The sequence below is a fragment of the Pseudomonas sp. Q11 genome (assembly GCF_024494355.1).
Lineage (GTDB): Bacteria > Pseudomonadota > Gammaproteobacteria > Pseudomonadales > Pseudomonadaceae > Aquipseudomonas > Aquipseudomonas hefeiensis.
Genome location: NZ_JAKNQY010000010.1, coordinates 40,927 through 64,457, shown reverse-complemented (window position 1 = coordinate 64,457; position 23,531 = coordinate 40,927). Strand labels below are relative to the sequence as shown.

The window sequence follows — 23,531 nt, the reverse complement described above, 5'->3', positions numbered from 1 at the left end:
ATAGATTTATTATATTTGGTTGGAAAATAAATCTATCTTTTTTTCTCTTTATAACCATTGAGGGTGACTTTGGTGTGGGTTTTAGATTGTTATCCATGTTTAAGTAGGTCGTATACGCAAAGTAAGCGCTTGTATTCGGTGGTGGTTCTATCTTCGTAGGTTTTTATGAATGATTCTAGTTCCTCGATCGGAAGCTTTTTATTGTATGCTGACCATATTATTGAGTTGAATTTGTTGCTGTTGGCAATGTTTTCATCGTCTAGTATTTTTTGTACGCTGTTATGGTTTGTTTTTATTCTGTCTTTTATGCTTTCAATGATTCCGTTAATCTTTGTTTTTTGTTGTTCTTTTAGCTTTTCCTCATCTTTAAGGGTTGTGCATACTTTTGCGAATCCGTGGATTGGAAAAAATTGGCTGGCTTGGATTTTTTGTTTGTTGATGAGTTCCAGTATTTGATAATTAGATTCCTCCATTATTTTAAAATAATTAGTTATCATCTCTGATACGGTAAAATATTGATACTGAATCGTTTTTGATGAGCCGATGGCTAAAATTTTGTCGCTGTTCCTAAGGGAGTCGAGGTCCTCTGTGATTGTGACTTTTATTTCTCCGCCAGCATAAATTTCTTTAACTATATTTTGGACTCTTCTAACATCCATTGCTGTAATGGGTAAATTTAGTCTGGAGATTGCTTCATATATGGCTCCGAAGTTATCGGTTTTTATCTTGTTGATTCTTATGGTTGAAAAACCTTCGAGATCTATGTCATGCTCAGTGATTTCTGTTGAGTTTGAGTTCTCTTCGTATTCGACTAACAGGAAATTTTCTCGGATTTTTTTTGCGTAGTCTGAGTTGGGTTTTACGTAGGTGAAGATGGTTTTTAACAGGGCTTTTATGTTTTCGTCGCTAACACTGTACCCGATAAAAATAATCGGATTGTGAATGAATAGCGATAGGAGTTGGGCCCTGATTAGCTCGTATCTGCCAAAAAATGAGCTGTAATCAGCTTCGCTGATAATGATTTTTGTCGGATGTTTTACACAGCCATGGATTTTATAAACTGATCCATAGGGGTTGCTCAACAAAATGTCGTTGCCAATTAAAGGCGAAAAATCAAAAAAATCCTCTAGAAAATTGTCGTAGTTAGTGGTTATGATTGAGCCGATATTTTTACTCGCGCGCTTGAATGCTCCTAACTCTTCGGCGTAACCTGCTTTTATCGTAACGCTGCTCAATAAGCTCGCTATATATATTTTCATACGGCTTATGCTTATATTGTTCTGCATGTTTCTGTAGAAAATATCGTTTACAAAGCCTAGCGGTCCTGCTCGGTTAGACGCTACTTCTAAATTGAAGGTGCTTTCGAGAGTGCTCGCTATTTTTTCGTACTTGAATTCTCCGTCAGTCTCTGATGCAGCTTTTATATCGTAATAGAATTCATCGTTTCCTTTTAGATCGTAAGAGATTTTCTTAAGTAGACCGTCCCATGTGTATGACTTGTCAAGGTATCTCAGGCTCATTCCCGTGCCGACAAATAAAATGGGGTGGTTTCTATATTTTCCTATGAATTCATCGATATTCATTTTAAGAACTTCCCTAGTTGTGCTTTTGTTCTTGGTCGTAATTATAGTCGTAGTGGTTTGGAGCCTTTGGCGGTTTCCATCGTAGCAGGTTGTCCTAAGCTGGGTTACGTGACTGCCGTGGCTCGCTATGGCAAACGAGGATAGAGCTTTTGTAGCGTCTGTCCCATTCACTGCACATCTGTGGGAGAGCGGCCTGGGTAACTGATCGGTCGACCCGATTTATGTGTTATGTCCTGCTCAAAGAACATCCCGCAGGTAGTCCCTCAGAATGATAGCCGGAGCATAAAGCCCCTCCACCGTCTCCGCAGCACCAAACTCCGCAGCCAACCGCCCCAGCTCCCGCCCCAGGACAGCATCCATCCTACCAATCGCCTCCAACGCTAAATTCAGGCATCGACCGATTTCGCCGTGAATCCCAGCCACATCGCCCCGCCGTATCAACAACTCAAAAACCTCACGGTCGCAACTGCCCATCAATGGATCATCCCGCAGAATCGGGCTGTGGCCTTCCGTTTCATAAGCCAGCTTGAGCGAGTAAAGAGCGACCGTTTCCAGTAGCAATTCCATGGGGTGAAATCCTTTGTGACTGGGTGGGGAGGGTGGGGTGATGGTTAATGTTTTGGATTTGGCTGCTCGGGGTATCGGTGAGGGTAGTGACTTTTTTGTGAGCGCTTCGCGCTCAAGCGGGAGCAAGCTCCCTCGCCACAGGTTTTTCCCCCACCACCGGTTCTTCTCTACCACTGGTTCTTCCTTGCTCCCAGGTTCTTCCTTGCCACTGGTTCTTCCTCGCCATGGGTTTGGGTATTTTGGGGCCGCTTCGCGGCCCAGCGGGGATAAATCCCCTCGCCACAAGGGGGAATGAATCCCTTCACCACATAGGGCAGTGGGGATAGATCCCCTCACCACAAAAGCGGGTAGGGAACTGGCTGAGCTCTGCATTACCCGCAGAAAACCACTTTCCTGCAGGCGAAAAAAAAGACCTTGAATTTCAAGGTCTTTCTTTAAGATGGTGCCCCGAGGGAGACTCGAACTCCCACTCCTTTCGAAAACGGATTTTGAATCCGCCGCGTCTACCAATTCCGCCATCAGGGCTCAATGGCGGCGAAGTATAGAGAGGTGCCTACCGTTGGTCAATCACGTTTCATGGTGAATTTTTGATAATTCCGCTAGACTTTCCGGCCCTGCTAGACGAACCCCATCATGCGTGTTGCTGACTTTACCTTCGAACTCCCTGATTCGCTGATCGCTCGCCACCCTCTGGCGGAGCGTCGCGCCAGTCGACTGTTGACCCTGGACGGGGTCAGCGGTGCCATGGCTCACCGTCAATTCACTGATTTGCTTGAGCATTTGCGCCCGGGCGATTTGATGGTGTTCAACAATACCCGGGTGATTCCGGCGCGTTTGTTTGGCCAGAAAGCCTCCGGCGGCAAGCTGGAGATTCTGGTGGAGCGGGTGCTGGACAGTCACCGTGTGCTGGCCCATGTGCGGTCGAGCAAGTCGCCCAAGCCGGGTTCGTCGATTTTGATCGACGGCGGCGGCGAGGCGGTGATGGTGGCGCGGCATGAGGCGTTGTTCGAGCTGGCGTTTGCCGAAGAGGTGTTGCCGCTGCTCGACCGTGTCGGGCACATGCCGTTGCCTCCTTATATAGACCGCCCCGATGAAGGTTCGGACCGCGAGCGTTATCAGACTGTGTACGCCGAGCGCTTGGGGGCGGTGGCGGCGCCGACGGCGGGGCTGCATTTTGATCAGCCGTTGCTGGAGGCGATTGCCGCCAAGGGCGTGGAGACGGCGTTCGTGACGCTGCACGTCGGCGCCGGCACGTTCCAGCCGGTGCGGGTCGAGCGTATCGAAGACCATCACATGCACAACGAATGGCTGGAAGTCAGCCAGGCGGTGGTCGATGCCGTGGCGGCCTGTCGTGCGCGCGGTGGGCGGGTGGTGGCGGTGGGGACCACCAGCGTGCGGTCTCTGGAAAGCGCTGCGCGCGATGGTGTGCTCAAGCCGTTCAGTGGCGACACCGACATCTTTATCTACCCGGGCCGGCCCTTTCATGTGGTCGATGCCCTGGTGACCAATTTTCATTTGCCTGAATCCACGCTGTTGATGCTGGTTTCGGCATTCGCCGGTTATCCCGAAGCCATGGCCGCCTACAAGGCCGCTGTCGAGCATGGATACCGCTTTTTCAGCTACGGTGATGCGATGTTCATCACCCGTAACCCCGCGCCACGCGGACCCGAGGAAACAGTATGAGTCGCACCTGTCGCATGTCCTTCGAGTTGCTTGCTACCGATGGCAAGGCTCGTCGCGGTCGTCTGACCTTCCCCCGCGGTACGGTGGAAACCCCCGCGTTCATGCCGGTGGGCACTTACGGCACGGTCAAGGGCATGCTGCCACGGGACATCGTTGCCACCGGCGCGGAGATCATCCTCGGCAACACTTTCCACCTGTGGCTGCGTCCGGGCATGGAAGTGATCAAGGCCCACGGTGACTTGCACGATTTCATGCAATGGAAAGGCCCGATTCTGACCGACTCCGGCGGTTTCCAGGTGTTCAGCCTGGGCGCGATGCGCAAGATCAAGGAGGAGGGCGTGACCTTCGCTTCTCCGGTGGATGGCGCCAAGGTGTTCATGGGGCCGGAAGAGTCGATGCAGGTCCAGCGCGACCTGGGCTCGGACATCGTGATGATCTTCGACGAGTGCACGCCGTACCCGGCCGATGAAGACGTGGCGCGGGTGTCCATGGAGCTGTCGTTGCGCTGGGCCCAGCGCTCCAAGAACGCCCATGGCGAGAACACGGCAGCGCTGTTCGGTATCGTCCAGGGCGGCATGCACCAAAACTTGCGCATGCGTTCGCTCGAAGGCCTCGACAAGATCGGCTTCGACGGCCTGGCCATCGGCGGTCTGTCGGTGGGCGAACCCAAGCATGAAATGATCAAGGTGCTCGATTACCTGCCGGGGCAGATGCCGGCTGACAAACCTCGTTACCTTATGGGCGTTGGCAAACCGGAAGATCTGGTTGAGGGTGTGCGCCGCGGTGTGGACATGTTCGATTGCGTGATGCCAACCCGTAATGCCCGCAATGGGCATCTGTTCATTGATACAGGCGTGCTGAAGATCCGTAACGCGTTCCATCGCCATGATGAATCGCCGCTGGATCCGACCTGCGATTGCTACACCTGCCAGAACTTCTCCCGTGCTTATCTGCACCATTTGGACAAGTGCGGCGAAATGCTGGGTAGCATGTTGAATACCATCCACAATTTGCGCCATTACCAGGTGCTTATGGCTGGTTTGCGCGAGGCTATTCAACAAGGTACATTGGCCGCCTTTGTCGATGCCTTCTATGCCAAGCGTGGGTTGCCTGTTCCGCCCTTGGACTGAGTTTTCCGATCCTAAGATTCAATACTTGCAACTGGAGTGCTAAATGAGCTTTTTTATCTCTAATGCCATGGCTGACGCCGCTGCACCTGCTGCCGGCCCTATGGGTGGCGGTTTTGAGTGGATTTTCCTGGTTGGCTTCCTGGTCATCTTCTACCTGATGATCTGGCGTCCACAGGCCAAGCGCGCCAAAGAGCAGAAGAACCTGCTCAGCAGCCTGCAAAAGGGCGACGAAGTGGTCACCACCGGCGGCATCGCTGGCAAGATCACCAAAGTGGCCGATGACTTCGTGGTACTGGAAGTGTCCGACACCGTTGAAATGAAGTTCCAGAAGGGCGCCATCGCGGCCACGCTGCCAAAAGGCACGCTGAAAGCGATCTAAGTAACAACTTCTATTCAATCGACGGGGCGCGCAAGGCGCCCCGCGTCATAAGCGGGCGGCGTGATGCTGAACAAATACCCTCTGTGGAAATATTTACTGATCCTGGCGGTGCTGGCGGTCGGTCTGATTTATTCCGCTCCCAATCTTTATCCTGATGACCCGGCCATTCAGGTCAGTGGCGCAAGCACTGCCTTGCAGGTCACTCAGGCCGATCTGGACCGTGCGAGCACAGCGCTCAAGGCGTCCGGCATCGACGTGAAGGCCGCGACCGTTGCCGAAGGCGGCAAGGGCGGTTTGTTGCGTCTGGCCAAGGCTGAAGACCAGCTGCCGGCCAAGGATGTGGTGCGCAAGGCCCTCGGTGACGACTATGTCGTGGCCCTGAATCTGGCCCAGACCACCCCGCCATGGCTGCGCAACCTCGGCGCGCATCCGATGAAGCTGGGCCTGGACTTGTCCGGTGGTGTGCACTTCCTGCTGGAAGTGGACATGGACAAAGCGCTGGATGCACGCTTGAAAGTCTACGAAGGCGACGTCAAGAGCCTGTTGCGTAAAGAGCGCCTGCGCTATCGCAGCCTGCCGCAGCTCGACGGTGCCATTCAGTTGGGCTTTGCTGACGAAGATGTACGCGAGAAGGCCCGTGCGCTGATCCGCAAGAACTTCAACGATTTCGACATTGTACCGGCCGACCTCAATGGTCAGGCGGTGCTGCGTCTGGCGATGACCCCGGCCAAGCTGGCGGAAATCCGCGAATACTCCATCAAGCAGAACTTGACCACGGTGCGTAACCGGGTCAACGAGCTGGGTGTGGCCGAGCCGATCGTGCAGCGCCAGGGCGCCAACCGCATCGTGGTTGAGCTGCCGGGCGTGCAGGACACCGCCGAAGCCAAGCGTATCCTCGGCAAGACAGCCAACCTGGAGTTCCGCCTCGCTGCCGAACCGGGTGCTTCCCGGGCCACCACCGAGAGCTTCGAGTTCCGTGAAGGCGGTCGTCCGGCGGCGCAGATCGAGCGCGGCCTGATCATCACTGGTGACCAGGTGACCGACGCCCAGGCGGGCTTCGACGAGCAGGGTCGCCCACAGGTGAACATTCGCCTGGACGGCCATGGCGGCGAACTGATGAGCCGCGCCACGCGCAGCAACGTCGGTCGCAGCATGGCGGTGATTTTCATCGAGCAGAAGCCGACCACCACTTACACCAAGCAAGTGGTCAACGGCGTCGAGAAAGACGTACCGGTCCAGACGTTCAAGGAAGAGAAAAAGATCATCAGCCTGGCGACCATCCAGTCGCCGCTGGGCAGCCAGTTCCGTATCACCGGCCTGGACGGGCAGGGTGAATCCTCAGAGCTGGCCTTGCTGCTGCGTGCCGGTGGTCTGGCCGCGCCGATGTACTTCGCTGAAGAGCGCACCATTGGCCCGAGCCTGGGTGCCGACAACATTGCCAAGGGCGTCGATGCGTCGCTGTGGGGCATGCTGTTTGTCTCGCTGTTCATCATCGCCATCTACCGCTTCTTCGGCCTGATCGCCACGGTGGCGCTGGCGGTGAACATGGTGCTGCTGCTGGCGCTGATGTCGCTGCTGGGGGCTACGCTGACCCTGCCGGGTATCGCCGGTATCGTGTTGACCATGGGTATGGCGGTGGACGCCAACGTGCTGATCTTCTCGCGGATTCGTGAAGAGATCGCCGCGGGCATGTCGGTCCAGCGAGCAATCAACGAAGGCTTCGGCCGGGCATTTACTGCGATTATCGATGCCAACCTGACCACCTTGCTGGTGGGCGGGATTCTCTTCGCGATGGGCACCGGCCCGGTGAAGGGCTTCGCAGTGACCATGTCCCTCGGGATCTTTACCTCGATGTTCACAGCCATTCTGGTGACCCGTGCAATGGTCAACCTGATTTATGGTGGCCGTGACTTCAAGAAGTTGTGGATTTAAGGGGCTGCCATGTTACGTACAATCAACTTCATGGGCGTTCGCAACGTTGCGTTCGGCATCACTGTATTGCTGACCTTGCTGGCGTTGTTCAGCTGGTTCAGCAAGGGCCTGAACTACGGCCTGGATTTCACCGGCGGTACGCTGATCGAGCTGACCTACGAGCGTCCGGCCGATGTCGGCCAGGTGCGCGAGCAACTGATGACCTCGGGTTACACCGACGCCGTGGTGCAGAGCTTTGGCGCGACCACCGACCTGCTGGTGCGCATGCCGGGTGAAGACCCGCAGCTGGGTCAGCAAGTGGCCGAGGCCTTGCAGAAGGCCGGCGGCGACAACCCGGCGCAGGTCAAGCGTGTCGAGTATGTCGGCCCGCAAGTGGGTGAAGAGCTGCGCGACCAGGGCGGCCTCGGCATGCTGATGGCGCTGGGCGGTATCCTGCTGTACCTGGCGTTCCGCTTTCAGTGGAAGTTCGCGGTGGGCGCGATTGTCTCGCTGATCCACGACGTGATCGTGACCGTGGGCATCCTGTCGTTTTTCCAGATTACCTTCGATTTGACGGTGCTGGCGGCGGTGCTGGCGATCATCGGTTACTCGCTCAACGACACCATCGTGGTGTTCGACCGGGTGCGTGAAAACTTCCGTGTGCTGCGCAAGGCGACGCTGATCGAGAACATCAACATCTCGACCACCCAGACCCTGCTGCGGACCATGGCGACGTCGATCTCCACGTTGCTGGCAATCGGTGCGCTGCTGGTGTTTGGCGGCGACAATCTGTTTGGTTTCTCCATTGCGCTGTTCATCGGTGTATTGGCGGGTACTTACTCGTCGATCTACATCGCCAACGTGGTGCTGCTCTGGCTGAACCTGAGTACCGAGGACCTGATTCCTCCGGTGGTCAGCGACACGGAAGTGGACGACCGCCCGTAAGGTTTGGTCGCCACCCGTCACGGCCTGAAAGGCGCGAGTTGAACTCGCGCCTTTTTTTGTGCTCCAAGGCTGGGAGAAGCGCGGATGAATCCGCATGTGATGGTCAGGAGGTTCAAGTGAACAAATCGATGCTGGTTGGTGCGGTATTGGGTGCTGTCGGTGTGACTGCCGGTGGTGCGGTAGCCACCTACAGCTTGGTCAAAAGCGGCCCGGAGTATGCGCAAGTAGTGGCCGTGGACCCGGTTAAAACACAAATCAAGACCCCGCGTGAAGTGTGCAAGGACGTTACCGTGACCCGGCAGAAGCCGGTCCAGGATCAACACCAGATCGCCGGTACCGTATTGGGCGCCGTGGCCGGTGGCCTGTTGGGTAACCAGATCGGCGGCGGCACCGGTAAGAAAATCGCCACCGTGGCGGGTGCGGCCGGCGGCGGTTATGCCGGTAACAAGATTCAGGAAGGCATGCAGGAGCGCGACACCTACACCACCACCCAAACTCGCTGCAACACGGTCAATGACATCAGCGACAAGGTTGTAGGTTACGACGTTCGCTACATGCTTGATGGCAAGGAAGGCAAAGTCCGCATGGACCGCGACCCAGGCAGCCAGATCCCGGTGAACAAGGAAGGCCAACTGATCCTGGGGCAGAACGAGCCGGCTCAGTGATCCAGCTGTCATGAAGAAGCACCCTTCGGGGTGCTTTTTTTACGCCCGCATTTTATGTCCCGCCCAAAGCTCTCTGTGGGAGTGAGTTTGCTCGCGAGGGAGCAAAGCCCTCTGTGGGAGCAAAGCTTGCTCGCGATAGCGGTGGGTCAGGTGCATCCCTGTTGGATGTGCCTCAGTTGTGGGAGCAAAGCTTGCTCGCGATAGCGGTGGGTCAGCTTGCATCCCTGTTGGATGTGCTTCAGTCATCGCGAGCAAGCTTTGCTCCCACAGGCTTGGCTCTCATAGGTTTTGCTCCCACAAGCCTAGCTCTCACTGGTAATGGGGGTATGTCGGAAATCCAGGCATAAAAAAAGCACCCCGAAAGGTGCTTTTTCTGTAGCCGGGAGGCTTAGCGCTTCAACGAAGCCGGCAGGTGCGGCTGGATAGCCGTCAGCACAGCCTTGAAGCATTTGGTGTTGCCGGCAACGATGTGTCCTTTTTCAAGGAAGTCGTGGCCGCCAGTGAAGTCGCTTACCAAGCCGCCAGCTTCCTGGATCAACAGGGCGCCCGCTGCCATGTCCCATTCGGACAGGCCCGACTCCCAGAATGCATCGAAACGACCGGCGGCGACATACGCCAGGTCCAGGCTCGCGGCACCGGCGCGGCGGATGCCGGCGGTCTGGCCGACCAGGGCGCGGAACATGCCCAGGTAGTTGTCCAGGTTGTCCATCTGGTCATCGCGGAACGGGAAGCCGGTACCCAGCAGGGCGCCGTCCAGGCTGGTGCGGCCGCTGACGCGCAGGCGACGACCGTTCAGTTGGGCGCCACGGCCGCGGCTGGCGGTGAATTCTTCCTGGCGAACGGGGTCCAGCACGACGGCGTGTTCCAGGCGACCACGGTATTTGCAGGCGATGCTGACAGCGAAATGAGGGATGCCGCGCAGGAAGTTGGTGGTGCCGTCCAGCGGATCGATGATCCACAGGTACTCTTCGCCTTCGATGCCGGTGCCGGCGTGCATGCCGGTCTCTTCACCCAGGATCGAGTGGTTCGGGTAAGCCTTGCGCAGTGCGTCGACGATTTTCTGTTCGGCGGCGCGATCAACCTCGGACACGTAGTCCTTGGCGTCTTTTTCATCGACCTTGATGGTATCCAGGCGCTCGATGGAGCGGAAGATCAGTTCACTGGCGCTGCGGGCGGCGCGCAGCGCGATATTCAGCATGGGCTGCATGGATGTGTCACCTAAGGTTGTTAAAGAAAGCCGCGCATTCTATCAGAAAGTTTTCCCAGGAGAAGGTTGGTGTTCGCTTTCATAGCTTAACGGTAGGTGCTTAGGTAAGATTTGCTCCCTTTATCGTGTTCGAGAGCGCCTCCCTTGTTGCAGAACATTCGTGTCGTCCTGGTCAATACCAGCCATCCGGGAAATATCGGCGGGGCTGCGCGGGCCATGAAGAACATGGGCCTGTCGCGGCTGGTGCTGGTCGAGCCACGCTCGTTTCCCCATCATGAAGCCGACGCCCGGGCTTCCGGTGCCGGTGACATCCTGGCAGCCTCCCAAGTGGTAGCCACCCTGGAAGATGCCCTGGTGGGCTGCAACCTGGTGCTTGGCACCAGTGCCCGCGACCGCCGTATCCCCTGGCCGTTGCTCGACCCTCGCGAATGCGGAACGAAAGTGGTCGAGGAGGCCGGGCAGGGCGCTGAAATCGCCCTCGTGTTTGGCCGTGAAGATTCCGGCCTGACCAACGAAGAGCTGCAGCGATGTCACTTTCACGTGCATATCCCTTCCGACCCGCAGTTCAGTTCCCTGAACCTCGGGGCGGCGGTGCAGGTGTTGAGCTATGAAGTGCGCATGGCCTGGCTGGCAGCCGAAGGCAAACCCAGCAAGGTCGAAAAATTCGAGGCTACATCGCCGCGCAGTGAGACACTGGCGACCATGGACGAGCTGGAGCGGCTCTATGAGCACCTGGAGCAGACCCTGGTGGACATCGAGTTTCTTGACCCGGACAAGCCCCGGCACTTGATGGCGCGCCTGCGTCGGTTGTACGGACGAAGCTCGGTCAGCCGGGCGGAGATGAATATATTGCGCGGCATCCTCACGGAAACCCAGAAAGCGGCCCGTGGCGAGCTGATTAAGCGGAAGGAATAAAGATGTTCGATCGTTTGCGTGAAGATATCCAAAGCGTTTTCCATCGTGACCCGGCGGCGCGCAATGCCTTTGAAGTGCTGACCTGCTACCCGGGCATGCATGCCATCTGGATCCATCGCCTGTCGGGTGCCTTGTGGGGCATGGGCTGGAAGTGGCTGGCACGGGTTGTCTCCAACTTCGGACGCTGGTTGACCGGGATCGAGATTCATCCGGGCGCCAAGGTCGGTCGCCGGTTCTTCATCGATCACGGTATGGGCATTGTCATCGGTGAGACCGCCGAGATCGGCGATGACGTGACGCTGTACCAGGGCGTGACCCTCGGCGGCACCAGTTGGAACAAAGGCAAGCGCCACCCGACCCTGGAGGACGGCGTGGTGGTCGGTGCCGGCGCCAAGGTGCTCGGGCCGTTCACCGTGGGGGCGGGGGCGAAAGTCGGCTCCAATGCGGTGGTGACCAAGGCCGTGCCGGCCGGTGCCACCGTGGTGGGCATTCCGGGGCGGATCATCGTCAAGTCCGATGAGGAGCAGGATGCCCGGCGCAAAGCCATGGCCGAGAAGATCGGCTTCGATGCCTACGGCGTCGGTGAAGACATGCCTGACCCGGTCGCCCGCGCCATCAATCAGTTGCTCGATCACCTGCAGGCCGTCGATGGGCGCCTGGAGGGTATGTGCGGCGCCCTGAAGGACCTGGGCAGTAATTACTGCGCCAAGGAGCTGCCTGAGCTGCGCGAGGAAGATTTTGCGTGTGTGAAGGATAAGGATGAAAGCCAGGCCGGTTGATGTCTGGCTGGCCCCATCGCGAGCAGGCTCGCTCCCACATTGGATCTGTGGTGTACGCAAATCGTGCGGCCACCCAAGACCCCCTGTGGGAGCGAGCCTGCTCGCGATGAACGATAACGCGGTATCGCTGGTCGCCACTGGCCAGCCTTTGCTATGATGCGCGCGCTCTTTTGCGGGTAAACCTGAGTAAAGCACTAGGTCTTATACTTGACTTAAATACTCGGGAATTGCATACTCGCCCCATTCCGAACTCCGTGGTAATTGTCCATGCGACTGACTACAAAAGGCCGATACGCCGTGACCGCAATGCTGGATCTGGCATTGCATGCGCAGCACGGGCCGGTGTCCCTGGCCGATATCTCCGAGCGCCAGGGCATTTCCCTGTCCTACCTTGAGCAGCTGTTCGCCAAGCTGCGCCGCAGCAACCTGGTTTCCAGTGTGCGCGGCCCCGGCGGCGGTTATCAGCTGTCACGCGACATGCAGGGCATCCAGGTCGCCCAGGTGATCGACGCGGTGAACGAATCGGTCGATGCGACCAAATGCCAGGGCCTTGGCGACTGCCATGGCGGCGATACTTGCCTGACGCACCATTTGTGGTGCGACCTGAGCCTGCAGATCCACGAATTTCTCAGCGGTATCAGCTTGGCTGACCTTGTAACTCGCCGTGAGGTGCAGGAAGTAGCCCAGCGTCAGGACCAGCGCCGTTGCAATAGCAAGGCGCCGCACCTGGACAAGATTGAAGCGTCCGCCGTCGAATGACCGCCGCAGAGCAAGCGGAACGCCAGCCAGCCTGATTTAGGAGATAGTCCATGAAATTGCCGATTTACCTTGATTACTCTGCGACCACCCCGGTTGATCCGCGTGTCGCACAAAAGATGAGTGAATGCCTGCTGGTCGACGGAAACTTCGGTAACCCGGCGTCCCGCTCCCACGTGTTCGGCTGGAAAGCTGAAGAGTCGGTCGAAAACGCCCGCCGCCAGGTCGCTGACCTGGTCAACGCCGACCCGCGTGAAATCGTCTGGACCTCTGGTGCCACTGAGTCCGACAACCTGGCCATCAAGGGTGTCGCGCACTTCTATCACACCAAGGGCAAGCACCTGATCACCTCCAAGATCGAGCACAAGGCTGTCCTGGACACCATGCGCCAGCTGGAGCGTGAAGGCTTCGAAGTCACCTACATCGAGCCGGGTGAAGACGGCATCATCACCCCGGCCATGGTGGAAGCCGCGCTGCGCGACGACACCATCCTGGTTTCGATCATGCATGTGAACAACGAAATCGGCACTGTCAACGACATCGAAGCCATCGGCGAGCTGACCCGCTCCAAGGGCGTCCTGTTCCACGTCGACGGCGCGCAGTCCACTGGCAAGGTCGACATCGACCTGTCGAAGCTCAAAGTCGACCTGATGTCGTTCTCTGCCCACAAGACCTACGGCCCTAAAGGCATTGGCGCGCTGTACGTGAGCCGCAAGCCGCGTGTTCGCATCGAGGCGACCATGCACGGCGGCGGTCACGAGCGTGGCATGCGCTCCGGCACCCTGGCGACCCACCAGATTGTCGGCATGGGCGAAGCGTTCCGTGTCGCCAAGCAAGACATGGCCGCCGAGAACGTGCGCATCAAGGCCCTGAGTGACCGCTTCTTCAAGCAGGTCGATCACCTCGAAGAACTTTACGTCAACGGCAGCATGACTGCCCGCGTACCGCACAACCTGAACCTGAGCTTCAACTACGTTGAAGGCGAGTCGCTGATCATGGCACTCAAGGATCTGGCCGTGTCGTCCGGTTCGGCGTGCACCTCGGCGTCGCTTGAGCCTTCGTACGTATTGCGCGCCCTGGGCCGCAACGACGAACTGGCCCACAGCTCGATCCGCTTCACCTTCGGCCGCTTCACCACCGAAGAAGAAATCGATTACGCCGCGCAGAAAGTCTGCGAGGCCGTTACCAAGCTGCGTGCTCTTTCGCCGCTGTGGGACATGTACAAAGACGGCGTCGACATCTCGAAAATCGAGTGGGCGGCGCACTGAGAAGTCGCCACCAGAGCGACTCACTGATGAGGATTGAAGCAAATGGCATATAGCGAAAAGGTCATCGACCACTACGAAAACCCGCGCAACGTCGGCAAGATGGACGCGCAGGATCCTGATGTTGGCACCGGCATGGTCGGCGCCCCAGCGTGCGGCGACGTCATGCGCCTGCAGATCAAGGTCAACGAGCAAGGCATCATCGAAGATGCCAAGTTCAAGACCTATGGCTGCGGTTCCGCCATTGCGTCCAGCTCCCTGGCCACCGAGTGGATGAAGGGCAAGACCCTTGATGAGGCTGAAACCATCAAGAACACTCAGCTGGCCGAAGAACTGGCCCTGCCGCCAGTGAAGATCCACTGCTCGGTACTCGCCGAGGACGCCATCAAGGCTGCCGTTCGCGATTACAAGCAGAAGAAAGGCTTGATCTGATCCGCGCACAGGTAAGGAGTTTTCATGGCTATCCAGATGACAGAAGCGGCAGCTAAGCATGTGCAGCGTTCTCTTGAAGGGCGCGGCAAGGGCGAGGGTATTCGCCTGGGTGTTCGCACCACGGGCTGCTCTGGTCTTGCCTACGTGCTGGAATTCGTCGACGAAGTGGGCGATGACGATCAGGTGTTCGAGAGTCACGGTCAGAAAGTGATCATCGACCCGAAAAGCCTGACGTACCTGGACGGCACTGAACTGGATTTCGTCAAGGAAGGGTTGAACGAAGGCTTCAAGTTCAACAACCCCAACGTGCGCGGTGAATGTGGCTGCGGCGAAAGCTTCAACATCTGAGGCAGCTTGTGGGTACTCCTTGTCATTTTGCTTTGTTCCAGTTGCAGCCGGGCTTTTCCCTGGATCTCGAGCAGTTGTCCGCTCGTTATCTGGAGTTGGCCCGCGGTGTCCATCCCGACCGCTTCGCTGATGCCTCGGAGGCAGAGCAGCGGCGCGCGCTGGAACAGTCGGCGAACCTCAACGACGCTTACCAGACACTCAAGAGCCCGGCCAAGCGTGCGCGTTATCTGCTGGCCATCAGCGGTCATGAGTTGCCCCTGGAAGTCACCGTGCATGATCCCGAGTTTCTGTTGCAGCAGATGCAGTGGCGCGAAGAACTCGAAGATCTGCAGGACAGCGCCGATCTGGCCGGTGTCGCGGTGTTCAAACGCCGCTTGAAGGACGCCCAGCACACCTTGAACGAAAGCTTCGCAGCCTGTTGGGACGATGCCGCGCAACGCGAACAGGCCGAACGCCTGATGCGGCGCATGCAGTTCCTCGACAAGCTCACCTACGAAGTGCGCCAGCTCGAAGAGCGCCTCGACGATTAACCCAGTGCCGCTCCGGTCGCACGCCTGATTACAGATAAGTCCTGATTACGATGGCCCTACTGCAGATCGCCGAACCCGGCCAAAGTCCACAACCGCACCAGCGTCGCCTGGCTGTGGGAATTGACTTGGGTACTACCAATTCCCTGGTCGCTGCCTTGCGCAGCGGTCTTTCCGAACCGCTGGCCGATGAGCAGGGGCAGGTGATCCTGCCGTCCGCCGTGCGCTATCACGCCGATCGCGTGGAAGTGGGCGAGTCAGCCAAGCTGGCCGCCGCGACCGATCCCTTCAATACCATTGTGTCGGTCAAGCGCCTGATGGGGCGTGGTCTGTCCGACGTCAAGCAATTGGGTGATCAACTGCCGTACCGTTTCGTCGGCGGCGAGTCCCACATGCCGTTCATTGAAACCGTGCAGGGCCCGAAAAGCCCGGTTGAAGTTTCAGCCGATATTCTCAAGGTGCTGCGCCAGCGCGCCGAAGCGGCGTTGGGCGGTGAATTGGTTGGTGCGGTCATCACCGTCCCGGCCTATTTCGACGACGCCCAGCGTCAAGCCACCAAGGACGCGGCCAAGCTGGCCGGTCTGAACGTGCTGCGCTTGCTCAACGAGCCGACCGCCGCTGCGGTGGCCTACGGTCTGGACCAGCACGCCGAAGGCCTCGTCGCCATTTACGACTTGGGTGGCGGCACCTTTGATATTTCCATTTTGCGCCTGACCGGCGGCGTTTTCGAAGTCCTGGCCACCGGCGGCGACAGCGCCCTGGGCGGCGATGACTTCGATCACGCCATCGCCGGCTGGATCATCGAGCAAGCGGGCCTGTCCGCCGACCTTGATCCGGGTGCGCAACGTCACCTGCTGCAAACGGCCTGCGCCGCCAAGGAAGCCCTGACCGACGCGGCAAGTGTCGAAGTGGCGTACGGCGACTGGAAGGCTGCGCTGAGCCGTGAAGCCTTTGATGCGCTGATCGAACCCATGGTCGCCCGCAGCCTCAAGGCTTGTCGCCGCGCCGTGCGTGATTCCGGTGTGGAACTCGAAGACGTCAAGGCCGTGGTCATGGTCGGCGGTTCGACCCGTGTGCCGCGGGTTCGCGAAGCCGTTGCCGAGGCCTTTGGCCGCCAGCCGCTGACTGAGATCGACCCGGACCAGGTGGTTGCCATCGGCGCCGCGATCCAGGCCGATACCCTGGCCGGCAACAAGCGCGACGGCGACGAACTGCTGTTGCTCGACGTGATTCCGTTGTCCCTGGGCCTGGAAACCATGGGTGGCCTGATGGAGAAGGTGATTCCGCGCAACACCACCATCCCCGTTGCTCGCGCCCAGGACTTCACCACCTATAAAGACGGCCAGTCGGCCATGATGATTCATGTGCTGCAAGGCGAGCGTGAACTCATCAGCGACTGCCGCTCCCTGGCGCGCTTCGAATTGCGCGGCATCCCGGCGATGGTGGCCGGTGCCGCGAAGATCCGTGTGACCTTCCAGGTCGACGCCGACGGTTTGCTCAATGTCTCCGCCCGCGAGCTGGGTTCGGGCGTCGAGGCGAGCATCCAGGTCAAGCCGTCCTACGGCCTGACCGACGGCGAAATCGCCAAAATGCTCAAGGATTCGTTCCAGCATGCCAGCGACGACAAGGTCGCCCGTGTGTTGCGCGAGCAGCAGGTCGACGGCCAGCGTCTGGTCGAAGCCGTGCAGGCCGCTATTGAGGCCGATGGCGACCGTCTGCTGGATGCCGAGGAACGCATGGTGATCGAGCTGCAAATGCAGGAATTGTCTGAATTGATCAAAGGCACCGATGGCTATGCCATCGAGCAGCAGACCAAACGTCTGTCGCAAGTCACCGATGCCTTTGCTGCCCGCCGCCTGGACTCGACGGTCAAAGCCGCCCTGGCGGGGCGCAACCTGAATGAAATTGAGGAATAACTGATGCCGCAGATCATTTTTCTGCCACACGCCGAGCATTGCCCGGACGGTATGGTGGTAGAGGCCGAAACCGGCAAGTCCCTGCTTGAAGTGGCCCATGACAACCACATCGAGATCGAAAGCGCCTGCGGCGGCGTTTGTGCCTGCACCACCTGCCATTGCATCATTCGCGAGGGTTTCGACTCGCTGAATGAGGCCGATGAGCTGGAAGAAGACTATCTTGACCGGGCCTGGGGCCTGGAGCCGACGTCGCGCCTGACGTGCCAGGCCAAGGTCGGAACCGAAGACCTGGTAGTCGAAATTCCGAAATATTCGCTTAACCATGCGGCCGAAGCGCCGCACTGATTCAGGGAGCTACAATGAGTCTGAAATGGGTTGATGTACTGGAAATCGCAATCCAGCTGGCTGAATCCAAGCCGGATGTAGACCCCCATTACGTGAACTTCGTCGATCTGCACAAATGGGTGCTGGCGTTGCCGGAGTTCAGCGATGATCCGACCCGTGGTGGTGAGAAGGTGCTGGAAGCGATTCAAGCGGCCTGGATCGAAGAGGCAGACTGAGTCTGCACTGTACGCAGTTAGGCAATACCCAAGAACCCGCGTATAATTCGCGGGTTTAATTTTTCGCAAATTACCGTTTCTGGAGTTACACCATGGCTGTTCAACGTACTTTCTCCATCATCAAGCCTGACGCCGTTGCTAAAAACGTGATCGGCAAGATTGTTACCCGCTTCGAAGACGCTGGCCTGCGCGTTGTAGCTTCGAAAATGAAGCAACTGTCCAAGGCCGAAGCCGAAGGTTTCTACGCTGAGCACAGCGAGCGCGGCTTCTTCGGTGAGCTGGTTGCTTTCATGACTTCCGGTCCGGTTGTCGTTCAGGTGCTGGAAGGCGAAAACGCCATTGCTCGTAACCGTGAGCTGATGGGCGCCACCAACCCTAAAGAAGCCGCTGCCGGCACCATCCGTGCTGACTTCGCTGAGTCGATCGACGCCAACGCCGTTCACGGTTCGGACTCCGAAGCCGCTGCTGCTCGCGAAATCGCTTACTTTTTCTCCGCTACTGAAGTAACCACTCGCTAAGCCCAGGCTTTTGAGTGAAGGTGAATCCATGACTACATCGAACGGCAAAACCAACCTGTTGGGCCTGACCCAGCCGGAAATGGAGAAATTCTTCGACTCGATCGGGGAGAAGCGTTTCCGTGCCGGCCAGGTGATGAAATGGATTCACCACTTTGGCGTCGACGACTTCGACGCCATGACGAATGTCAGCAAGGCCCTGCGCGAAAAGCTCAAGGCCGTTGCTGAAATTCGCGGTCCGGAAGTGGTCAGCGAGGACATCTCCAGCGACGGCACCCGTAAATGGGTGGTGCGCGTGGCGTCCGGCAGCTGCGTCGAGACCGTTTACATTCCCCAGGGCAAACGCGGCACCTTGTGCGTTTCGTCCCAGGCAGGCTGTGCCCTGGATTGCAGCTTCTGCTCCACCGGCAAGCAAGGCTTCAATAGCAACCTCACCGCCGCCGAAGTCATCGGCCAGGTGTGGATTGCCAACAAATCCTTTGGCAGCGTCCCGGCGACCGTCGACCGTGCCATCACCAACGTGGTGATGATGGGCATGGGTGAGCCGCTGCTGAACTTCGACAACGTCGTCGCCGCCATGCACCTGATGATGGATGACCTGGGCTATGGCATCTCCAAGCGCCGGGTGACCCTGTCCACCTCCGGCGTGGTGCCGATGATCGATGAGCTGGCCAAGCACATCGACGTCTCCCTGGCGTTGTCGCTGCACGCACCCAATGACGCATTGCGTAACCAATTGGTGCCGATCAACAAGAAATACCCGCTTAAGATGCTGCTGGAATCGTGTCAGCGCTATATGTCGTCCCTGGGCGAAAAGCGCGTGCTGACCATCGAGTACACGCTGCTCAAGGACGTGAACGACAAGGTTGAACACGCGGTCGAGATGATCGAGCTGCTCAAGAACATCCCTTGCAAGATCAACCTGATCCCGTTCAACCCGTTCCCGCATTCCGGTTACGAGCGTCCGAGCAACAACGCGATTCGTCGCTTCCAGGACCAGCTTCACCACGCTGGCTTCAACGTCACCGTGCGTACTACCCGCGGCGAAGACATCGACGCCGCGTGTGGCCAATTGGTAGGACAGGTGCTGGATCGCACCCGTCGCAGTGAGCGCTACATTGCCGTGCGTGAGTTGAACGCCGCCGACGATGTCGCGCAAAACGCTGCGAACAGTCACTAAGAGAGGATCTCTATGTCCCTGCGCTTCGCGCTGCTGTTGCTGTTGGCCGGTCTTTGCGCCGGTTGTGTTCTGTCGGGTGACTACAACCCCATGAAAACCAGCAAGGGGCGGGATGAGGCGCGTGAAGCCTATGTGCAATTGGGCATAGGCTATCTGCAACAGGGCATGACCGAGCGGGCCAAGGTGCCACTCAAGAAAGCCCTGGAGCTGGACGATTCAGACGCCGATGCCAATGCGGCCCTGGCGTTGGTCTTCCAGGCCGAGATGGAGCCTGAGCTGGCCGACGCGCATTTTCGCAAGGCGCTGTCCGCCCTGCCGCAGGATGCACGGATCCTGAACAACTACGGCAGCTTCCTTTTCGAGCAGAAGCGTTATAAAGAGGCTTACGAGCGCTTCGAGCAGGCGACCGCCGATACCCTTTACCCAGAACGGTCACGGGTGTTTGAAAACCTGGGCATGACGGCTTCCAAACTCGGTCAGCGTGATCTGGCCCGCCAGCAGCTTGAAAAAGCCCTGCGGCTTAACCGCCAGCAGCCGCGGGCATTGCTGGAAATGGCTGAGTTGTCTTACGAAGACAGGCATTATGTGCCCGCGCGGGATTATTACGAACGTTTTAGCCTGCTGAGCGAGCAAAATGCACGTAGTCTATTGCTCGGTGTTCGGCTGGCCCACGTGTTTGAAGATCGTGACAAGGCCGCCAGTTTTGGCCTGCAACTAAAAAGACTCTATCCCGGTACGCCGGAATATCAGCAATACCTGTCGGAGCAATGATGAAAGCGGCGCATCCTGAAGTTGTAGCAGCGACTCGCGTAAATCCCGGTGAGACCCTGCGCCAAGCTCGCGAAAGCCATGGTTGGTCGCTGGCAGAGGTGGCCCTCAAGCTCAATCTCACCGTGACTTCCCTGGGCAACCTGGAAGCCGGCGCGTTCGATAAACTGCCCGGGCATACTTTCGCCCGGGGCTACATCCGTGCCTATGCCAAATTGCTCGGCATGGACCAGACCGAACTGGTCCAGCAATTCGATCAATACACCGGCTCCGATGCCCAGGGCAGCAGCGTGCACAGCCTGGGTCGCATCGAAGAGCCGGTTCGCGTTTCCCACACCATTTTGCGAATCGTCAGTTTGCTACTGTTGATCGCGGTGATTGGTGGCGGTTTCCTCTGGTGGCAGGACCAGGCCTCTTTGCGCGCCAAGGATCCGATCGGCATGAGCCCTGAGCATGTTGAGGTCGAAGGCGCCGACGGCACCACCCGCATACATCCACTGGACGAGCCGGAAGACCAGGCTGTCGTGGAAGGCCAGACCGCAGGGGAAAGCACTCTGGTGTTGCCTCAGGGGCAGGACGGCACCGATGCCTCCGTTGGTGCTGAGCCAAATGTTCCGGCTGCTCCGGCGGACGCACCTGTTGCACCGACCACGCCCGCGCCTACCGCCAGCGCGCCGGCTGCTTCAGCGCCGGCCGTACCGAGCACGCCGGCCCCTGCCGTAGAAGCTCCCGCCGCGCCAGCCGCCGCACAGGTTGCTCCGACAGCGCCAGCAACTCCGGTAGCGCCTGTCGCACCCGCTGCCGGTGAAGGCCAGGTACAGATTCAATTTACCGCCGACTGCTGGACGCAGATCACCGACGGTAGCGGCAAGGTGCTGTTCAGTGGCCTCAAGCGCAAGGGCGACAGTACCTCCGTCAACGGCACGCCGCCGTTTGCCGTACGCCTGGGTTATGCCCGTGGCGCGCAGGTCAGCTACAACGGCCAACCGGTCGACGTGGCTCCGTTCACCAGTGGCGAGACCGCTCGCCTGAAGTTGGGTCAATAAGTCATGCACGGCGAATCTCCAATCAAACGTCGCGAATCGCGAAAGATCTGGGTCGGCAACGTTCCTGTTGGCGGCGATGCGCCCATCGCTGTGCAAAGCATGACCAACAGTGACACCAACGACGTAGCGGCCACCGTTGCGCAGATCAACCGACTGGAAGCCGCCGGTGTCGACATCGTGCGGGTTTCCGTGCCGGACATGGACGCCGCCGAGGCGTTCGGCAAAATCAAGCAGTTGGTCAAAGTGCCGCTGGTGGCCGACATTCACTTCGACTACCGCATCGCCCTGCGCGTGGCCGAGCTGGGTGTGGACTGCCTGCGCATCAATCCGGGCAACATCGGCCGCGAAGACCGCGTGCGTGCGGTGGTGGATGCCGCCCGCGACCGTGGCATTCCGATCCGTATCGGCGTCAACGCCGGTTCCCTGGAAAAAGACCTGCAAAAGAAATACGGCGAACCGACCCCGGCTGCGCTGGTGGAATCGGCCCTGCGCCATGTCGAGCACCTGGAACGCCTGAACTTCCAGGACTTCAAGGTCAGCGTGAAGGCTTCCGACGTGTTCATGGCCGTCGAAGCCTACCGCCTGCTGGCCAAGGAAATCGTCCAGCCGCTGCACCTGGGCATTACCGAAGCCGGTGGGTTGCGTTCGGGCACGGTGAAATCCGCCGTCGGCCTCGGTATGCTGCTCGCCGAAGGGATTGGCGATACCATCCGCATCTCGTTGGCGGCCGATCCGGTGGAGGAAGTGAAAGTCGGCTACGACATTCTCAAGTCCCTGCACCTGCGTTCCCGTGGCATCAACTTCATTGCCTGCCCGAGCTGCTCGCGGCAGAACTTTGATGTGGTCAAGACCATGAACGAGCTGGAAGGGCGCCTGGAAGACTTGCTGGTGCCGCTGGATGTCGCGGTGATTGGTTGCGTGGTCAACGGGCCGGGTGAAGCCAAGGAGGCCCATATCGGCCTCACTGGTGGTACACCGAACCTGATTTACATCGACGGCAAGCCGTCGCAGAAACTGACGAATGACAATCTGGTGGATGAACTGGAACGGCTGATCCGCCAGAAAGCGGCCGAAAAGGTCGAAGCCGACGCTGCTGTAATCGCGCGTGGTTGAGTCGAACGAATTTAAGGATTACCTGTGAGCAAGTCCCTGCAAGCCATTCGTGGCATGAACGACATCCTGCCCGAGCAGACGCCCCTGTGGCGTTATTTCGAGGGCACCGTGGCGCGTTTGCTGGATAACTACGGTTATCGGCAGATCCGCATGCCGATCGTCGAGTTCACCGAGCTGTTCAAGCGTTCCATCGGCGAAGTGACCGACATCGTCGAAAAAGAGATGTACACCTTCGAGGACCGCAACGGCGATTCGCTGACCCTGCGTCCCGAAGGCACGGCGGCATGCGTGCGTGCGGTGCTCGAGCACGGTATTACCGGCGGTGGCCAGGTGCAGAAACTCTGGTACATCGGCCCGATGTTTCGCCACGAGCGTCCGCAGAAAGGCCGTTATCGCCAGTTCCACCAGATTGGCCTCGAGGTGTTCAACCTCGACGGCCCGGATATCGACGCCGAGCTGATTGTGTTGACCTGGCGCCTGTGGGGCGAGTTGGGCATTCGTGATGCGGTCAAGCTCGAACTCAACAGCCTGGGCACCAGCGAGTCCCGTGGGCGTTACCGCGAAGCGCTGGTGGAGTTCCTGTCTGCTCACCTGGACAAGCTGGACGAAGACAGTCAGCGTCGCCTCAAAACCAACCCGCTGCGGGTGTTGGATACCAAGAACGCCGACACGCAGGCGATCCTGGTCGATGCGCCGAAAATGGCTGACTACCTCGACGAAGAATCCCGCCTGCACTTCGAAGGCCTGAAGGCGCGCCTGGACGCCGTCGGTATTCCCTACGTCATCAACCCGAAGCTGGTCCGCGGGCTGGATTACTACAGCAAGACCGTCTTTGAATGGGTCACCGACAAGCTGGGTGCCCAGGGTACTGTGTGTGCCGGCGGCCGTTACGACGGGCTGGTGGAACAGATGGGCGGAAAGCCGACGTCGGGCGTGGGTTTTGCCATGGGCATCGAACGTCTGGTGTTGATGCTTGAAACGCTCGACAAGATTCCGCAAGAAATCTCTCGTCAGGTCGACGTTTATCTGTGCGCCTTCGGCGAAGCAGCCGAACTGGCGGCCCTGGCGCTGAGCGAGCGGGTCCGCGACCAGTTGCCCAACCTGCGCCTGCAGATCAACGCCGGTGGCGGCAGTTTCAAGAGCCAGTTCAAGAAGGCCGACAAGAGCGGTGCGCTGTATGCACTGATTCTCGGTGACGACGAACTGGCCCAGCAAGTGGTAGGTTTCAAACCCCTGCGTGGCCAGGGCGAACAACAAAGCATTGCCTGGGATGCGCTTGCCGCACACCTGGCCACCTGCGTCGTGCAGGGTTGAAGCTGTCAAACAGCCGATTTAGCGATT

Annotated in this window: 25 protein-coding genes and 1 tRNA gene; 22 read left to right on the top strand and 4 right to left on the bottom strand. The window is 58.5% G+C overall.

All coding sequences use genetic code 11. The features are described 5' to 3' along the window. Window positions 1-89 precede the first annotated feature (89 nt). The 3 genes from MA884_RS12780 to MA884_RS12770 all read right to left on the bottom strand — a co-directional run bounded on the left by MA884_RS12780 (window position 90) and on the right by MA884_RS12770 (window position 2,675). Window positions 90-1,583: an SIR2 family protein gene (locus MA884_RS12780; RefSeq protein ID WP_256230868.1), complete on the bottom strand. Its 1,494-nt coding sequence runs from the start codon at window positions 1,581-1,583 to the stop codon at window positions 90-92. Window positions 1,584-1,820: 237 nt separating this feature from the next. Then, on the bottom strand, window positions 1,821-2,150 hold the full coding sequence (locus MA884_RS12775) for a hypothetical protein (protein WP_256230867.1): 330 nt from the start codon (window positions 2,148-2,150) through the stop codon (window positions 1,821-1,823). Window positions 2,151-2,590: 440 nt separating this feature from the next. Continuing rightward, a tRNA-Leu gene (locus MA884_RS12770) sits at window positions 2,591-2,675 on the bottom strand. 108 nt (window positions 2,676-2,783) lie between these two features. Between MA884_RS12770 and queA the strand changes: the two genes are divergently transcribed. The 6 genes from queA to MA884_RS12740 all read left to right on the top strand — a co-directional run bounded on the left by queA (window position 2,784) and on the right by MA884_RS12740 (window position 8,863). Continuing rightward, a complete protein-coding gene (gene queA, locus MA884_RS12765) occupies window positions 2,784-3,833 on the top strand; it encodes a tRNA preQ1(34) S-adenosylmethionine ribosyltransferase-isomerase QueA (RefSeq protein ID WP_256230866.1) in 1,050 nt (349 codons plus the stop codon). Window positions 3,834-3,847: 14 nt separating this feature from the next. Further along, window positions 3,848-4,963, top strand: a complete 1,116-nt coding sequence (gene tgt / locus MA884_RS12760; RefSeq protein WP_256230975.1) for a tRNA guanosine(34) transglycosylase Tgt — start codon at window positions 3,848-3,850, stop codon at window positions 4,961-4,963. 43 nt (window positions 4,964-5,006) lie between these two features. Then, window positions 5,007-5,342, top strand: a complete 336-nt coding sequence (gene yajC, locus MA884_RS12755; protein ID WP_007982729.1) for a preprotein translocase subunit YajC — start codon at window positions 5,007-5,009, stop codon at window positions 5,340-5,342. Window positions 5,343-5,405: 63 nt separating this feature from the next. Further along, on the top strand, window positions 5,406-7,274 hold the full coding sequence (gene secD / locus MA884_RS12750) for a protein translocase subunit SecD (RefSeq protein ID WP_256230865.1): 1,869 nt from the start codon (window positions 5,406-5,408) through the stop codon (window positions 7,272-7,274). 9 nt (window positions 7,275-7,283) lie between these two features. After that, on the top strand, window positions 7,284-8,198 hold the full coding sequence (secF, locus tag MA884_RS12745; protein ID WP_256230864.1) for a protein translocase subunit SecF: 915 nt from the start codon (window positions 7,284-7,286) through the stop codon (window positions 8,196-8,198). Between the two features lie 116 nt (window positions 8,199-8,314). Continuing rightward, on the top strand, window positions 8,315-8,863 hold the full coding sequence (locus MA884_RS12740; RefSeq protein WP_256230863.1) for a glycine zipper 2TM domain-containing protein: 549 nt from the start codon (window positions 8,315-8,317) through the stop codon (window positions 8,861-8,863). Window positions 8,864-9,251: 388 nt separating this feature from the next. Here the strand turns inward: MA884_RS12740 and suhB are convergent, their stop codons facing one another. Beyond that, window positions 9,252-10,070, bottom strand: a complete 819-nt coding sequence (suhB, locus tag MA884_RS12735; protein WP_003185165.1) for an inositol-phosphate phosphatase — start codon at window positions 10,068-10,070, stop codon at window positions 9,252-9,254. Between the two features lie 144 nt (window positions 10,071-10,214). Here suhB and trmJ point away from each other — a divergent pair, with 144 nt between their 5' ends. From trmJ to hisS, 16 genes are all read left to right on the top strand, one after another. Beyond that, on the top strand, window positions 10,215-10,985 hold the full coding sequence (trmJ, locus tag MA884_RS12730) for a tRNA (cytosine(32)/uridine(32)-2'-O)-methyltransferase TrmJ (RefSeq protein WP_256230862.1): 771 nt from the start codon (window positions 10,215-10,217) through the stop codon (window positions 10,983-10,985). A gap of 2 nt (window positions 10,986-10,987) precedes the next feature. Beyond that, window positions 10,988-11,764: a serine O-acetyltransferase gene (gene cysE, locus MA884_RS12725; protein ID WP_256230861.1), complete on the top strand. Its 777-nt coding sequence runs from the start codon at window positions 10,988-10,990 to the stop codon at window positions 11,762-11,764. Window positions 11,765-12,031: 267 nt separating this feature from the next. Beyond that, a complete protein-coding gene (iscR, locus tag MA884_RS12720) occupies window positions 12,032-12,523 on the top strand; it encodes a Fe-S cluster assembly transcriptional regulator IscR (RefSeq protein WP_003185160.1) in 492 nt (163 codons plus the stop codon). 50 nt (window positions 12,524-12,573) lie between these two features. Next, the gene (locus MA884_RS12715) at window positions 12,574-13,788 is read left to right on the top strand and encodes an IscS subfamily cysteine desulfurase (protein WP_256230860.1); all 1,215 of its coding nucleotides are present in this window, start codon (window positions 12,574-12,576) and stop codon (window positions 13,786-13,788) included. Between the two features lie 42 nt (window positions 13,789-13,830). Then, a complete protein-coding gene (iscU, locus tag MA884_RS12710) occupies window positions 13,831-14,217 on the top strand; it encodes a Fe-S cluster assembly scaffold IscU (protein ID WP_003185157.1) in 387 nt (128 codons plus the stop codon). Window positions 14,218-14,241: 24 nt separating this feature from the next. Continuing rightward, window positions 14,242-14,565 (top strand): iron-sulfur cluster assembly protein IscA, encoded by a 324-nt coding sequence (gene iscA / locus MA884_RS12705; RefSeq protein ID WP_256230859.1) that lies wholly within the window; start codon window positions 14,242-14,244, stop codon window positions 14,563-14,565. 8 nt (window positions 14,566-14,573) lie between these two features. Continuing rightward, entirely contained in the window at window positions 14,574-15,095 is a 522-nt protein-coding gene (gene hscB / locus MA884_RS12700) for a co-chaperone HscB (RefSeq protein ID WP_256230858.1), read from the top strand. 50 nt (window positions 15,096-15,145) lie between these two features. Beyond that, a complete protein-coding gene (gene hscA, locus MA884_RS12695; protein ID WP_256230857.1) occupies window positions 15,146-17,008 on the top strand; it encodes a Fe-S protein assembly chaperone HscA in 1,863 nt (620 codons plus the stop codon). A gap of 3 nt (window positions 17,009-17,011) precedes the next feature. Beyond that, window positions 17,012-17,353, top strand: coding sequence for an ISC system 2Fe-2S type ferredoxin (gene fdx, locus MA884_RS12690; protein WP_042727996.1), 342 nt, complete (start codon window positions 17,012-17,014; stop codon window positions 17,351-17,353). Window positions 17,354-17,367: 14 nt separating this feature from the next. Next, on the top strand, window positions 17,368-17,568 hold the full coding sequence (gene iscX / locus MA884_RS12685; RefSeq protein WP_123368318.1) for a Fe-S cluster assembly protein IscX: 201 nt from the start codon (window positions 17,368-17,370) through the stop codon (window positions 17,566-17,568). A 92-nt stretch (window positions 17,569-17,660) separates the two neighbouring features. After that, window positions 17,661-18,086 carry a nucleoside-diphosphate kinase gene (ndk, locus tag MA884_RS12680; protein ID WP_042727994.1) on the top strand — a complete coding sequence of 142 codons (426 nt, stop codon included), beginning with the start codon at window positions 17,661-17,663 and terminating at the stop codon, window positions 18,084-18,086. 28 nt (window positions 18,087-18,114) lie between these two features. Further along, window positions 18,115-19,263 (top strand): 23S rRNA (adenine(2503)-C(2))-methyltransferase RlmN, encoded by a 1,149-nt coding sequence (gene rlmN, locus MA884_RS12675; RefSeq protein ID WP_123342635.1) that lies wholly within the window; start codon window positions 18,115-18,117, stop codon window positions 19,261-19,263. 12 nt (window positions 19,264-19,275) lie between these two features. Continuing rightward, window positions 19,276-20,034 (top strand): type IV pilus biogenesis/stability protein PilW, encoded by a 759-nt coding sequence (pilW, locus tag MA884_RS12670; protein ID WP_256230856.1) that lies wholly within the window; start codon window positions 19,276-19,278, stop codon window positions 20,032-20,034. Next, on the top strand, window positions 20,034-21,077 hold the full coding sequence (locus MA884_RS12665; RefSeq protein ID WP_256230855.1) for a RodZ family helix-turn-helix domain-containing protein: 1,044 nt from the start codon (window positions 20,034-20,036) through the stop codon (window positions 21,075-21,077). The genes pilW and MA884_RS12665 overlap by 1 nt, the downstream gene beginning before the upstream one ends. Before the next feature lie 3 nt (window positions 21,078-21,080). Next, window positions 21,081-22,190, top strand: a complete 1,110-nt coding sequence (gene ispG / locus MA884_RS12660; RefSeq protein ID WP_003185136.1) for a flavodoxin-dependent (E)-4-hydroxy-3-methylbut-2-enyl-diphosphate synthase — start codon at window positions 21,081-21,083, stop codon at window positions 22,188-22,190. A gap of 24 nt (window positions 22,191-22,214) precedes the next feature. Beyond that, window positions 22,215-23,504, top strand: coding sequence for a histidine--tRNA ligase (gene hisS / locus MA884_RS12655; RefSeq protein WP_214915748.1), 1,290 nt, complete (start codon window positions 22,215-22,217; stop codon window positions 23,502-23,504). Window positions 23,505-23,531 lie beyond the last annotated feature (27 nt).